The organism is Streptomyces sp. NPDC091682 (assembly GCF_044756625.1).
GTDB lineage: Bacteria > Actinomycetota > Actinomycetes > Streptomycetales > Streptomycetaceae > Streptomyces.
This window is the reverse complement of the sequence record NZ_JBIVTH010000020.1, coordinates 17,702-30,232: the sequence shown is the minus strand read 5'-3', so window position 1 is coordinate 30,232 and position 12,531 is coordinate 17,702. Positions and strand designations below refer to the sequence as shown.

Annotated in this window: 10 protein-coding genes; 3 read left to right on the top strand and 7 right to left on the bottom strand. The window is 73.0% G+C overall.

The annotated features are described in order from the left end of the window. Positions 1-19 precede the first annotated feature (19 nt). The 5 genes from ACIQK6_RS33875 to ACIQK6_RS33855 form a co-directional block, all read right to left on the bottom strand. Positions 20-2,218, bottom strand: a complete 2,199-nt coding sequence (locus ACIQK6_RS33875) for a molybdopterin-dependent oxidoreductase (RefSeq protein WP_329103638.1) — start codon at positions 2,216-2,218, stop codon at positions 20-22. Between the two features lie 201 nt (positions 2,219-2,419). Continuing rightward, on the bottom strand, positions 2,420-3,040 hold the full coding sequence (locus tag ACIQK6_RS33870; RefSeq protein ID WP_329108092.1) for a TetR/AcrR family transcriptional regulator: 621 nt from the start codon (positions 3,038-3,040) through the stop codon (positions 2,420-2,422). Between the two features lie 35 nt (positions 3,041-3,075). Continuing rightward, the gene (locus ACIQK6_RS33865) at positions 3,076-4,377 is read right to left on the bottom strand and encodes a hypothetical protein (protein WP_329108090.1); all 1,302 of its coding nucleotides are present in this window, start codon (positions 4,375-4,377) and stop codon (positions 3,076-3,078) included. A 352-nt stretch (positions 4,378-4,729) separates the two neighbouring features. Continuing rightward, positions 4,730-5,545, bottom strand: a complete 816-nt coding sequence (locus tag ACIQK6_RS33860; protein ID WP_329108089.1) for a hypothetical protein — start codon at positions 5,543-5,545, stop codon at positions 4,730-4,732. A gap of 133 nt (positions 5,546-5,678) precedes the next feature. Next, positions 5,679-7,826 (bottom strand): right-handed parallel beta-helix repeat-containing protein, encoded by a 2,148-nt coding sequence (locus tag ACIQK6_RS33855; protein ID WP_329103637.1) that lies wholly within the window; start codon positions 7,824-7,826, stop codon positions 5,679-5,681. Positions 7,827-8,127: 301 nt separating this feature from the next. Here ACIQK6_RS33855 and hmgA point away from each other — a divergent pair, with 301 nt between their 5' ends. Continuing rightward, positions 8,128-9,441 carry a homogentisate 1,2-dioxygenase gene (gene hmgA / locus ACIQK6_RS33850; RefSeq protein ID WP_329103634.1) on the top strand — a complete coding sequence of 438 codons (1,314 nt, stop codon included), beginning with the start codon at positions 8,128-8,130 and terminating at the stop codon, positions 9,439-9,441. A 78-nt stretch (positions 9,442-9,519) separates the two neighbouring features. Beyond that, positions 9,520-10,269, top strand: a complete 750-nt coding sequence (locus ACIQK6_RS33845; RefSeq protein WP_329103632.1) for a GntR family transcriptional regulator — start codon at positions 9,520-9,522, stop codon at positions 10,267-10,269. A gap of 89 nt (positions 10,270-10,358) precedes the next feature. On the opposite strand, the gene ACIQK6_RS33840 is transcribed toward ACIQK6_RS33845, so the two are convergent. Next, the gene (locus ACIQK6_RS33840; protein WP_329103630.1) at positions 10,359-10,520 is read right to left on the bottom strand and encodes a hypothetical protein; all 162 of its coding nucleotides are present in this window, start codon (positions 10,518-10,520) and stop codon (positions 10,359-10,361) included. Between the two features lie 94 nt (positions 10,521-10,614). Here ACIQK6_RS33840 and ACIQK6_RS33835 point away from each other — a divergent pair, with 94 nt between their 5' ends. Continuing rightward, the gene (locus tag ACIQK6_RS33835; RefSeq protein WP_402696497.1) at positions 10,615-11,781 is read left to right on the top strand and encodes a type ISP restriction/modification enzyme; all 1,167 of its coding nucleotides are present in this window, start codon (positions 10,615-10,617) and stop codon (positions 11,779-11,781) included. Between the two features lie 23 nt (positions 11,782-11,804). Here ACIQK6_RS33835 and ACIQK6_RS33830 read toward each other — a convergent pair whose 3' ends face one another. After that, positions 11,805-12,530, bottom strand: a complete 726-nt coding sequence (locus tag ACIQK6_RS33830; RefSeq protein WP_402696455.1) for a TetR/AcrR family transcriptional regulator — start codon at positions 12,528-12,530, stop codon at positions 11,805-11,807. Position 12,531 lies beyond the last annotated feature (1 nt).

Sequence of the window (12,531 nt, the reverse complement as noted above, 5' to 3'; positions counted from 1 at the left end):
ATACGAGCAAAACCCCAGCTCAGGGCAGTGGCGTGAGTTCTACGGGGAAGCCGTTGAGCACCGCGGTGCCGGACAGCCGGTCCATGCGGGTGCCGTCGAGCAGCTGGTTGACGTTCGCCCCGGGCGCCTCGGCGGCCACCGATAGCCGCGCGCCGGCCCGGTCGTGTCCCCAGCCGTGCGGAAGGCTCACCACACCGCTGCGGATGGCGTCGGTGACCTCGACGGGCACCTCCAGGCTCCCACCGTCGGCGGTGATCTTGGCGTGCCCTCCGTCGACGAGGCCGAGCCGGTCCGCGTCCTGCGGATGGACCTGAAGGGTGCAGCGGTTGGAACCTCCGGTGAGGGCCGGAACGTTGTGCAACCAGCTGTTGTTGGACCGCAGATGGCGGCGGCCCACGAGCACCAGGGCGGCGGGGCGGTCGGTGAGCGCCGCGCGCAGCCCGGGGAGCTCGGCCGCGATCGGGTCCGGGAGCAACTCGATCCTGCCGCTGCGGGTCTTCAGCACGCCCTGGAGCCGGGGCCGTAGCGGACCGAGGTCGATGCCGTGCGGCGCCTGCCGCAGATCTTCGAGCGTCAGGTCGTACGGGCCGGTGCGCAGCATCAGGTCGAGGCGTCGCTCGGGGCCGGTACGGCCGGTCAGTAGGCGGGCCAACTCCTGCGGGTCGCCGCCGTGGAGCGGTGAGTGGGGATCGTTGACGGCCCGGGCCAGGCTGTCGGCAATGACGCGCTCGTCCACCGCCCCCGGCGGCGTTCCGTGCAGGCCGGAAACCGCGAGGATCAGGCGCGCGTGGATCTCACACTCGTCCATGCGTCCGTCCGCCAGCGGGAGGGCGGCGGGCGAGTAGCGCGCCTGGTTGCGCACGGCGAACCCGTTGAACGCGAAGTCGAAGTGCGCGCTCTGTGAGGGCGGCGGCGGTGGCAGGACGACGTGGGCATGGCGTGAGGTCTCGTTCAGGTAGGGGTCGACCGAGACCATGAAGTCCAGCCCGGCCAGCGCCCGGTCCAGCCGATCGCCGTCGGGTGCGGACAGGACCGGGTTGGCGGCGATGGCCAGCAGGACCCGGATCCGCCCGTCACCCGGGGTCTCGATCTCCTCCGCGAGGGCAGCCATCGGCAGCTCGCCCTTGACCTCGGGGTGGCCGGCGACCCGACTCGACCAGCGGCCGAGGGCGAACCCCTTGCCCGGGCCCGCGGGGCGGCCCGCGGAGGCCGTCGCGGAGAGCGGGAAGAAGGCTCCGCCCGGCCGGTCGAGGTTGCCGGTGAGGATGTTCAGTACGTCGACCAGCCAGCTCGCCAGCGTGCCGAACTCGACGGTGCAGCTACCGATCCTGGCGTAGACGGCGGCGGTGGGTGCGGCTGCCAGCTCGCGGGCGAGGGTGCGGATCTCGGCAGCGGTGAGGTCGCATGCGGGTGCGACGGCCTCGGGGGTGAAACTCCCGAGCGCGGCGCCGAGTTCCCCGATGCCGTCGCATTGTTCTTCCAGCGCTCCGGGGTCGGCGAGCTCCTCCTCGATCAGGGTGTGCGCGAGGGCGGCGAGCAGGAGCGCGTCACTGCCGGGGCGCGGCGCGAGGTGACGGTCGGCGAGCGCGGCGGTGCGCGTACGGCGCGGGTCGACGACGACCAGGGTGCCGCCGCGGGCGCGCAGGGCCTTGAGTCGGCCCGGGAAGTCGGGGGCGGTGCACAGGGAGCCGTTGGACTCGACCGGGTTCGCGCCCAGGAGCAGCAGGAAGTCGGTCCGGTCGAGGTCGGGGACCGGAATGGCGAAGGGGTCGCCGAAGAGCAGCCCGCTGGACACGTGCTTGGGCATCTGGTCGAGGGTGCTGGCGGTGAAGAGGTTGCGGGTGCCGAGGCTCTTGAGCAGCAGGGGCGGATAGAGGGCGCCGGCCATGGTGTGGACGTTCGGGTTGCCGAGGACGACCCCGACCGACTGGGCCCCGTACTCCCGTACCAGGGCGGGGACGGCGGCCGCTACGGCCTCGAAGGCCTCCTCCCAGGTGACCTCCCGCAAACGGCCGTCGCGGCGGACGAGGGGGCCCCGCAGCCGGTCGGGGTCGGAATCGAGCGCTCCGAACGCAGCCCCCTTGGGGCAGATGTAGCCGCGGCTGAAGACGTCCTCGCGGTCACCGCGGGCTCGGGTGACCGCGCCGTCCGCGAGGGTGAGGGTGAGGCCGCAGGTGGCTTCGCACAGGGGGCAGATGCGCAGGGCGGTGCGTGACATGGGCCCTCCAGGGGCGGCGGTCTGCGGCACGGGCACGGGCACACGGAACACATCGAGCATACCGACCGGTACGCACGGACGGGAGGGGTGTGTGGCACGAGTGGGTACGGGTGACGACCAGCACCGCCCTCGACCCGCACCACCCTCGACCCGGCAGCGGCAGCGGCAGCGAGCCGGGACCGGCGCCGGACCCGGAAGGGGTCAGTCCAGCACGCCGGCCAGGTACGCGTGCATCATCGCGCGGGTCTCGGCGACGATGCCGGGGTCCCCGGCCGGGTCGGCCCGGAAGGCGAGCTGTATCAGCGCGTCGGTGGCCTCGACCGCGACGAGGACGGCCCGCTCCAGGGCGGCGTCGGGGGTCAGGACGAGATGCGCGGAGAGCAGTTCCGTCAGCCGGGCGGCGACCTGGTGGTTGGGATCCGCCTCCGGCCCCTCGGCCGGAGGGGCGGGAACGCCGAAGTCGACGAGCGCGAAGCCGGGGACGCTGCGCTTCATGGCCAGGTACTCGTCCAGCACCGCGTCCACGACGGGCCGCCAGTGGGTGGCCGGGAGTTCGGCGAGCCGGTCCGCGATGCCGTCGACGTAGCGGTCCAGGTTGCGGTGGGCGAGGGCGATGGCCATGGCCCGCTTGTTCCCGAAGAAGCGGTAGACGGAACCGATCGGCACACCGGCACGCTGGGCCACGGCACGGGTGCTGAGGTTCTCGTACCCGGTCTCGTCCAGCAGCTCGGCGCAGGCGTCGAGGATCCGGGCGAGCCGGTCGGCGCTGCGCTGCTGGATCGGCGCTCGGCGCAGGGAGTGGACGGGGGGCACGGGGTCCATCATGCCGCTCCTCGCTTCTCGGTTCTTCGGGGGTCTCAGTTCAGCAGAAGACTGAGCCCTCCGACGGTGTAAGTGATCATCAGCACCAGCAGCGGTAGCTGTCCGGCCACCGCCTTCGCCGGCGGGAAGAGCCGCACGGACCGGTCGTGGGCCGCGACGACACCGAGGACGTGACCGGTGACGACGGCGATGACCTGGAGGGCGGCGAGGCCGCCCGGGCCCAGGGGTGGCACGGGTTCGGGGGCGTTGTCAGTGCCGAGTGCCATGCTTACTGTGCGTGGTCCTTCGACTACCAGGAGGGAGAAGTAGTGGGCGATGAGATAGCCGAGCGCGATCGGTACGAGTGAGTGCGCGAAGGCGGTCAGCGGGCCGGGGTGCGGGCCGCTGACGAGGCGGGTGGCGGCGGCGCAAAGGCAGTAGAGGCCGGCGACGAGGGCGATGGAACCGAGCAGTCCGAGTGTGGCCGTGGGGATGCGGCCGAGGGGGGAGGTCTGTATTGCGTTGATCCACGAGGGGTTGTCGGAGAAGCCGTCGTAGGCGGTGGAGCCGAGGAGGACGCAGACAGTGGCGACGAGTCCGGGCCGCTCGGGTGTCGCGTCGAGTCCGTGGAAGGGGTTACGGAGCACGAGGCGGCCGTCGCTGCGACGGCCGAGGGGGGCGAGCCGCGCCAAGAGGGCGGAGTACGCCTCGAAGGCATCGCCCTCGTCGAACCAGCGCTCGCCGAAGCGGGCGGCGAGCAGGAGGTGGGCGGTGGCGTAGGCCGTGATGGCGATGAGGAGGGTGGTGGTTGATGCGGGATCAGGAGCGACGAGTTCGAGCCAGGTGAAGCCGAACAGGCCGGCAGCGGCCGGCCACTGGCCGAGCCGGGAGGGGAGGGGGCGGCCTGCGCCGCGGCGGGGCAGGAAGCGGGAGAGCAGGCGGTGCAGGGTGCGGAGCGGGTTGAGCAGGCGCCAGACGGGGCCGAGGAGGAGGGAGGCGGGTACGAGTCCGACCCAGAGGAGGACGTAGACGGCGCCGGGAGCGGGGTTGCGCGCGGAATCGTCGGGCCCGAGGAGGAGGTGGAGCAGGACGGCCGCCGCGACGGCGAGTCCTAGTCCGTGCAGGGCGGTCCGGACGGCGGGCGCGTCCGCCACCCTCTGGAGGGCGGCGGGTAGGGCGAGGCCCGAGCGCGCTCCGCGGAAGCGGGAGGTGGACCAGAGCAGGCCGAGTGCGAGGAAGGAGACGAACAGCGCGGCGAAAGCGCCGGCGAAGGCGTAGAAGGGAGAGATCGGCAGATCGTGCTGGGACCCGATCCCGTGCGCGAGCGAGGTGAACGGATCGGCCGGGTGAAGGACCACGCCCTGGCCGTGGCTCCCCTCGGTGGCGCCCGGGGCGAGATCCGGCCCGAGCGGGCTCACCATCTCCCCGCCCGGAGCGCGGTCCCGTCGGCGACACGGCCCGTCCGCCCGGACTCCGGCCCGGGTGCGGACGGCCGGGACCGGGCGCCGAGCCGGAACGCGAACGGACCGCCGAACCACGCAGGCCTGGGCACCACTCCGGGGCCGTGCGCGGACATGAGGCCCGATGCGCGCACGGGGCCGGGTGCCGGCACAGGGCCCTGTGCCGGCTGGGCCGGGTGCGCAGGCGTCGGCCCGAGCTCAGGTCGGGGTGCGGGGCTGGGTTGGGGGCTCGGTTCGGGGCGGGGTGGGGTCATCGGACGAGGAGTTGGGTGAGGACGAGGCTGGACTCGTGGGTCTCGACCTCGAAGAGGCCCGTGCGGTCGGCCGTCAGGATCAGGGTGGCCTCCTGGCCTGCCGGCAGGGCGAGTTCCTTGTCGTAGCCGTGGACGTGCAGGGTGTCCGCGCGGTCGCTCGTGACGCGCAGGGCCACGCGCTCTCCGCGCCGTAGCTCAGTGCGGGCGGGAGCTGGGCTGACCTTGCCGTCCCGGACCGTGATGGTGACCGTGCGGTCGGCCTGCTCCGGCGCCGGGGTCTGGCCCGGCGGCGGAGTGTCCCCGTGGCTGTGTCCGCCCGGCTGGCCCGGGGCGGTGGCGGTCAGCTGGGCCGTGCCCTCGACCGGCTTGCCCGAGACCGCCCAGGCGGTGTGGTCGTCCGCGTAGAGGCGGACGGTCAGGGTGTGGGTGCCCTCAGGGACCTGCGCCGCGGGCAGGTGGAACCAGGGGCCGTACAGCCGGGCCAGCTTGCGCCCGTCGAGCTCCAGGTGGGCGTGGCCCGCGCCCGGGAGGGCGGCGCCGCCGGTGCTGTCGGGGGTGAAGCGGTATTTCTTCACTGCCAGTTGGAGGTTCCAGCCATCCTCCGAGTCCGGGCGGACGGTCAGCTGGACCTCCGGCGCGCCCTGGGCCGGGACCTCGCGGAGCCGGTGACCGGTGGCGTCGGTGGTCGTCAGCAGGGTGCCCACGCCTCCGGATGCCTGCTCGTGGCTGGTGCCGGGTTTGTGGTGGGTGGTGGCCCGCCCGCCGCAGCCCGTCGCCGCGCCGCCCGCAAGGAGCAGGGCGAGGGCGAGCATGGCCGCGGTTCGGGCGGTTCGGGCGAGCCTGCGGGCCGCGCGGGGCGGCGTACCGCAGGCGTCGCACCGGTGGTCGTCGTCGGGCCGGTCGGTCACGGCTGGCCTCCTGTGGTCGGGGCGGCCTGGGCGGGGGTCACGGCGCGGGGTCCGGGGTCGTCGGGGCCGCCGGGGGCTCGGTGGCGGCCGCCCTCAGCGCCGGGGCGGGGCCGGCGGGGACCGGGGCGCGGTCGCCCGCGGGGTCGCCGCCCGGGCCGGACGGGCGGGCCGGGGTGCCCGGGCGGGCCGAGGCCACCACCGCCCACAGGACCCAGATCACGGCGACCAGGGCCCGTACCCAGGCGGGGCTCAGGGGGGTCCAGGGGATCATCAGGACGGCCTTGTCGAAGGCGTCCAGCAGGGTGAGCCCGGCCAGCAGCAGGGTCAGGCGGGCCAGCCAGGGGCGGGTGGGGCGCAGGACCAGGCCGGCGCCCGTCCACCACAGGCCGAGCAGGAGGAGGGCGAGCGCCGGGACGAAGGTGGCGGTCAGGGACATGGTGGAGCCCGCCACGTCCAGGACCAGACCCGCCAGCCCGGCCAGCGTGGCGGCCGTGCCCAGGCGGGAGCCGCGCAGGCGGCGCCACCACAGGACGCCGCCGACGAGCAGCAGCACCGCGGCCACGGCCAGCGCGAGCTGGGTCTCCACCCGCTCGAGTCCGCGCGCGCCGTACCAGTCGCAGCCGGACGGGAGTTTGCGCGCCTGGACGTTGTAGTCCGCGCAAACGAGGAGTTGGGCCAGCTTGACCGGCTCGCCGACCAGGCGGGCGGACGCCCCCGAGACCTCGCCCCGACGGTCACCGCACTGCGGGACCGTGCCGGGGGTGGAGCCGTCGGGTCCGTCCTGCCAGCAGTTGGCGCGCCCCTGGCCGTCCCACCACACGTCCATGCCGTTGGGGCGCGCGGCGCCGGACTTGTCCTTGCCCATGACGTTCCCGGCGTACCGGTTGTGGTGGGAGGTGTCGGTCTGCTTCGACCACGCCTCCTCGCCGCGGATGAAGGCGGGGACCGCGCTGAGGAAGAAGCCTGCACGCTGGTGCCCGTACACCCAGTTGTTCTCGTAGAGGTTCCAGTTGCCGCCCGCGGTGATGATGCCGGTGCCCGGCGGCATGGAGATCTGAGGGCAGACGACGCCGCGCTCGTAGCCGCGCTCGATCGGCGGTTTGGCGCAGGTGCCGTCGGCGACGTACCCGTAGTAGTCCTGGTTGTTGTCGTGGATCAGGTTCCGCTCGAACTTGGCGTGGTTCTGCGGGAGTCCGGGGTGGCCGGGAAAGGCGCTGTCCATCGAGGCGCCGCCCATGTTCTGGTCGAACTCGTTGTCGTGCACCCACACCGAGTCGCCCGCGGTGCCGGAGTAGCCGACCATGTTGTGGTGGCTGCGGCAGCCGGTGATCTCGATGGAGTACCGGGGGACCTCGTAGCCGCGGCCGTCGTTGATGTTCGAGGCGCTGCCCGGGTAGATGCCGGAGTCGCCGTTCCCGTACGACTCGCAGTTCTTGTAGAGCCCGTGGTCGCTGGCGAAGGTCAGGAAACCGTACTCGTCGTTCCAGCGGGTCAGCACGTCGTCGATGACGAAGCCGTCGCCCGCGAGCACGTAGAGCGAGTTGAAGGTGGTGCGCTGGGCGGTGAAGTTGCGGAAGTAGATCCCGTTGGACTTGTCCGCACGAATGGCGTTCAGCTTCTGGTACTTGGCGTCGACGACCACGTCGAGCCGTGACGCCCCCGTGCCCTCGATCTGCAGGCTCGTCTTGCCGAGGATGGCGACGAGGTTCTGGTTGTGACGGCACTGCACCTGCTGCTCGTAGGACAGGATCTGGTACCCGAGCGAGGACTGGGGGGCCTTGAGCGCGGCGCACTCCCCCGTCGGTGCGGGGAGCGAGGGCTCCTCCTCGTACAGGCCGGGGAGGATCGCGATGTTCATGCCGGGCCGGTCGACGGCGTCGACGGCCTCCTGCAGGTGTCGGTAGCCGCTCTTCTCGCACCGCTCGTACAGGGCGAGGTTGCGCTGCTTGAGCTCGTCCGGGAAGGCGGATATCCGGCGCTCGAAGGCGGGCCGGTCGGTTTTGCAGACGATCAGGTCGGGCTCAGCGGCGCGATACTCGGGTACCGATCCGGAGCCGTCCGGGAGGGTGACCGGGCGCTCCTCGTGTGCGCTGGCGGCGGGTGCCGCGACGAGGAGGGACAGGAGGGCGAGAAGGGCGGCGAGGAGCGCCGCCGGCACGGCAGGGAACCTGCGGGTCCACGACATGCGCGTGAGAGTAGAGCAATGTTCATCTTTTGGGATCCCCTTCGACCGAATCCGTGTTCCCGTCCGCCGATTTCGACCGCCGGTGCCGACCGGCGGTGCCGGTCGCCTCACCCGATCACCGCACCCGCCCCGCCCCGCCCCCCATCCGCACCCCCCACCCCCACCCCCACCCGCAGCCCCTCCCCCATTCCCACCCTTTCCCGCCGATCTCTGCACCGGGCACGGATCCGCCGTTGACGTGCGGGCCGCGGAATCCTACTGTCAGCCATAGGATTCCTTCGACGGAGCGGGAGAGCAGCACATGAGCGAGCAAGCCAGGAAGACGGCAGAGGCACTGGAGTACCTCACCGGCTTCGGCAACGAGCACAGCTCGGAGGCCGTCCCCGGTGCACTGCCGATCGGCCGGAACTCGCCCCAGCGCGCCCCCCTCGGCCTCTACGCCGAACAGCTCAGCGGCAGCGCCTTCACCGAGCCCCGCACCCACAACCGCCGCTCCTGGCTCTACCGGATCCGCCCCTCGGCCGCGCACCCGCCCTTCACCCGGATCGACAACGGGGCCCTGCGTTCGGCGCCCTTCACCGAGTCCGTGGCGGACCCGAACCGGCTCCGCTGGAACCCGCTGCCCGAGCCGGCCCCCGGCACCGACTTCCTCTCCGGCCTGTGGACCCTCGGCGGCAACGGCGACGCCGCCCAGCGCGCCGGCATGGCCATCCACCTCTACGCCGCCAACGCCGACATGACCGACCGGGTGTTCAGCGACTCCGACGGCGAACTGCTCATCGTCCCCGAGCGCGGCGGGCTGCTCCTGCGCACCGAGTTGGGCCTGCTCGCCGCCCGCCCGGGCGACATGGCCCTGATCCCCCGCGGCGTCCGCTTCCGCGTCGAGCTGCTCGACGCCGACGCCCGCGGCTACATCTGCGAGAACTACGGCCAGCCCTTCGAGCTGCCGAACCTGGGCCCGATCGGCGCCAACGGCCTCGCCGCCGCACGGGACTTCCAGGCCCCCGTCGCCGCGTACGAGGACATCGAGCGTCCGACCGAGGTGATCAACAAGTTCTGCGGCAACCTCTGGTCCGCCACCTACGACCACTCCCCCCTCGACGTGGTCGCCTGGCACGGCAGCCACGTCCCGTACGTGTACGACATGCGCCGCTTCAACGTCCTGGGCTCGATCAGCTACGACCACCCCGATCCGTCGATCTTCACCGTCCTGACCTCGCCCTCCGACACCCCGGGACTGGCGGGTGTGGACTTCGTGGTCTTCGCCCCGCGCTGGCTGGTCGGCGAGGACACCTTCCGTCCGCCCTACTTCCACCGCAACGTGATGAGCGAGTACATGGGCCTCATCGAGGGGGCCTACGACGCCAAGGCCGAAGGCTTCGTCCCCGGCGGCGGCTCGCTCCACAACATGATGTCCGCGCACGGACCCGACCACGAGACCTTCGAGCGGGCGAGTGCGGCCGAGCTGAAGCCGCAGAAGATCGACGACGGCCTGGCCTTCATGTTCGAGACCCGCTGGCCGATCACCGCCACCGCGCAGGCGGCCGGCGCCGATCACCTCCAGCGCGGCTACGACGACGTGTGGCAGGGTCTGCAGCGCCACTTCCGCGCCTGACCTGCACTGCATACGCTGCATGCGCCGTACCCTGCATGCGCCGCACCTCCCCCCTGTCCAGCCTTCGGAGAACCACCCGTGACCGCCTTCGCCCCCGACTCTCTGGTACTGAACCGGAAGCTGCCGCTCTGGTACCAGGTGTCACAGTCACTGCGCGCCTCGATACTGGGGCGCACCCCGGACGCCTCGCTGCGCCTGCCCACCGAGGAGCAGCTGGCCGGGCACTACGGGGTGAGCGTGCTGACCATGCGGCAGGCGCTCAAGGAGCTGGAGGGCGAGGGGCTGATCAGCCGGCACCGGCGGCGCGGCACCTTCATCGAGCCGGGCGCGCTGCGCAGCACCCCGGTCCGGCTCCTGGGCTCGGTCGACGCGATCGTGGCCCAGCAGTCGGGCGACCGCACGACGATCCTCGGGCACGGCCGCACGGCTGTGTCCGGGGAGCTGCTGGAGCACTTCCCGGACACGGCCGAGGTGATCACCTACCGCCGCCTGCGCCACGACCGGGAGAGCGGTGAGCCGACCAACTGGGCCGAGAACGCCGTCCTCCCGGAATTCGCCGAGACGGTGGATCTCGCCGATCTCGAACGCTGGCCGATGACGAAGGTCCTGCGGGACATCGTGGGGGTACGGATCAGCCGGATCACGGACACGGTGGAGGCCCGGCTGGCCGACCCGGAGACGGCCGAGCTGCTCCAGGTGCCGCTGCTGAGCCCGATCCTGCACTACACGGGCGTCACCTACGACGAGGACGGCCGGGTGGTGGACGTGGCCCGGATCCGCTACCGGGGCGACCGGTTCTCCTTCACCGTGACGGTCGACGCGCACTGACGGCGCCCGGGCGCTCCACCAGCGACGCACCGACGTCCCCCGATGGCCCCCCTCACGGCCCCCGACGCCCTTCTGGCGCCGCGCCGTGACTACTTCTCGTCGTCCTCCCTGGTGCGTTCGCCCTCCGCCTGGGACGGTGTGGTCCGCATCGTCTGGGGGTGCCGCTGCTTGCGCTGGGTCTCGTCCATGTCCTCGTCGAGGCGCTCGCCCTCGGCCTGTGACGGGGTCGTGTATTCGTCGTACTGACTCATGACCGCCTCCTCGGTCGATACCGCACATATGTGTACATAAGGAGCCTAGCTCTTCGGCCTGGACGCAGCCCGGCCATCGGATCCCGTCGCTACCATCGGCGGCGTGAGCGAAGACGTACCGCTGCTCGATGATCTGATGCCCTGGTCCGTGGGCGGCCTGCGCCTGGGACGGGACTGGGTGGCCGCACCCGATCCGGCAGCCCTGCGCACCCGCTGGGCCGCCCTGACCGGCTCCGAAGGCGCCGAGCAGGAGCGGCTGTTCCGTCCGAGCCGCAGCCGCAGGCCCGGCGCCGGGGCGGCCGCCCTGCCGGGGCAGCGCTCGGCGGCCACGGCCCGTTTCGCCGACGCCCCGGGCCCCTGCCCCGACCCCGTACGGGTGCTCCGCGAGCCCTTCGACGAGCAGTGGCTGCTGCCCGACCAGCGACTCATCGACGCGGCCCGCCCCGAGCTCTGGCGGGTGCGGGACGAGCACCAGCTGTTCCTCGCCCTGACCCCGGATCCGCTGGTCACCGCACACCTCCCGATCGGCCGCCTCGGCCGGATCCGCCCCCTGCACCGGCGCCCCGGCGGCGCCGAGCCGAACCTCGCCCCCAGTCTGCTGGCCCTGCTCGGCGCGCGCCACGGCTGCCGCGTCTCCCCCGAGGACGTCCTGGGCTGGATCCTCGCGGCGGGCCGCCCGGGCCCGCGCGGGTACGAGGTCCCGCTCGCCGCCGATCCCGAGCGCTGGCGGGCCGGACTGGAGCTGGGGCACCGACTACTGGGCGTGCAGCTGCGCGGCGCGCGCGGCGGAGAGCCGCCCCGGCTGCCCGGCGGGCGCCGCCCGTACGTCCGCTCGGCGGTCGCGGGCTGGCCGCGCGAGCTCGCGTACGACGCCGAGAACGAGACGCTGAGCCTCGGGAGCGGGACGGTCTCCCCCGTGCCGGCCGGGGCCTGGGAGTACGAGGCGCAGGGCGTGCAGGTGCTCCCGGCCTGGTTCGCCGCCCGCACCGCACACCGGGGCGAAGGCGCCGACGGCCTGGCCGCGCTGGGGCCGGCCGAGTGGCCGCAGAGCTGGACCTCGGAGCTGCTGGCCCTGGTGACCACGCTGGCGCTGCTGGCCGAACTGGCCCCCGAGCGGGCCGCGTTCGAGGCAGGTCCGGGGCTGTCGGTGGACGCGCTGCGCACGGCCGGGGTGCTGCCGCCGCCGACCTGGGCCCGGCACCCGGCTTCGGTACTGGACCACCAGGAGGAAGGCCCGGGCGGGCAGTTCGCCCTCCTCTGAGCCGGGTCGGCCGGACGTCGGACCTACGCCCCCCAGGCCCCCAGCAGCCGGGACACCGTGCGGCCGAAGACCTCGTCCATGTCCAGCCCGGCACCCGGGACCGGGCCACCACCACCGAGGGCCGCCGCCAACCTCGGGTACTCCCCGGTGGCCAGCCGGGAGCCGAGCCAGGCCGTCCGCACTCGCTGCTCCTCCGCCTCGCCCCAGGGCAGCGACCGGGCCCGTTCGGCCAGCGCCAGCTCACTGGCCACGTGCGTCGCGACGGTCCCGTTGACGGCGGCGACGAGCTCCAGCTTCTCGCCGTCCGGCACGTCGAGCGGAGCCAGGCAGTCCAGGCTGTACTCCAGGTAGCGCAGGGCGTTCGGGCCGAAGCCGTAGACCGGGCTCAGCAGGCGCGGCAGCCAGGGATGGCGGTGCATCAGCGCGCGCGTCCCGCGGGCCAGCGCGAGCAGGTCGGCCCGCCAGTCACCGGTCGGCCGGGGGAACTCGTACTCCCCGCTGACCGCGTCGACCATCAGCTCGTACAGGTCCTCCTTGCGCGGCACGTAGTTGTAGAGGGACATCGTCCCCGCGCCGATCCCGGCCGCCACGCGCCGCATGGAGACGGCTTCGATCCCCTCCTCGTCGGCGATCCGCACCGCCTCGGACGCGATGGACTCGCGGCTGTGCGCGGGCCTGGGGCCGCGGCCGGCCCGCTGGGGGCGGGACCAGATCACTTCGGGTTCAGCGGGTCGCCCGCCGGCTGTCATG

What these genes read in the sequence shown, in the direction of transcription:
- hmgA (WP_329103634.1), top strand. Translation starts at nt 8,128, where the DNA reads ATGAGCGAGCAAGCCAGGAAGACGGCAGAGGCACTGGAGTACCTCACC.
- ACIQK6_RS33875 (WP_329103638.1), bottom strand. Translation starts at nt 2,218, where the DNA reads ATGTCACGCACCGCCCTGCGCATCTGCCCCCTGTGCGAAGCCACCTGC.
- ACIQK6_RS33830 (WP_402696455.1), bottom strand. Translation starts at nt 12,530, where the DNA reads ATGACAGCCGGCGGGCGACCCGCTGAACCCGAAGTGATCTGGTCCCGC.
- ACIQK6_RS33840 (WP_329103630.1), bottom strand. Translation starts at nt 10,520, where the DNA reads ATGAGTCAGTACGACGAATACACGACCCCGTCACAGGCCGAGGGCGAG.
- ACIQK6_RS33860 (WP_329108089.1), bottom strand. Translation starts at nt 5,545, where the DNA reads ATGCTCGCCCTCGCCCTGCTCCTTGCGGGCGGCGCGGCGACGGGCTGC.
- ACIQK6_RS33855 (WP_329103637.1), bottom strand. Translation starts at nt 7,826, where the DNA reads ATGTCGTGGACCCGCAGGTTCCCTGCCGTGCCGGCGGCGCTCCTCGCC.
- ACIQK6_RS33870 (WP_329108092.1), bottom strand. Translation starts at nt 3,040, where the DNA reads ATGGACCCCGTGCCCCCCGTCCACTCCCTGCGCCGAGCGCCGATCCAG.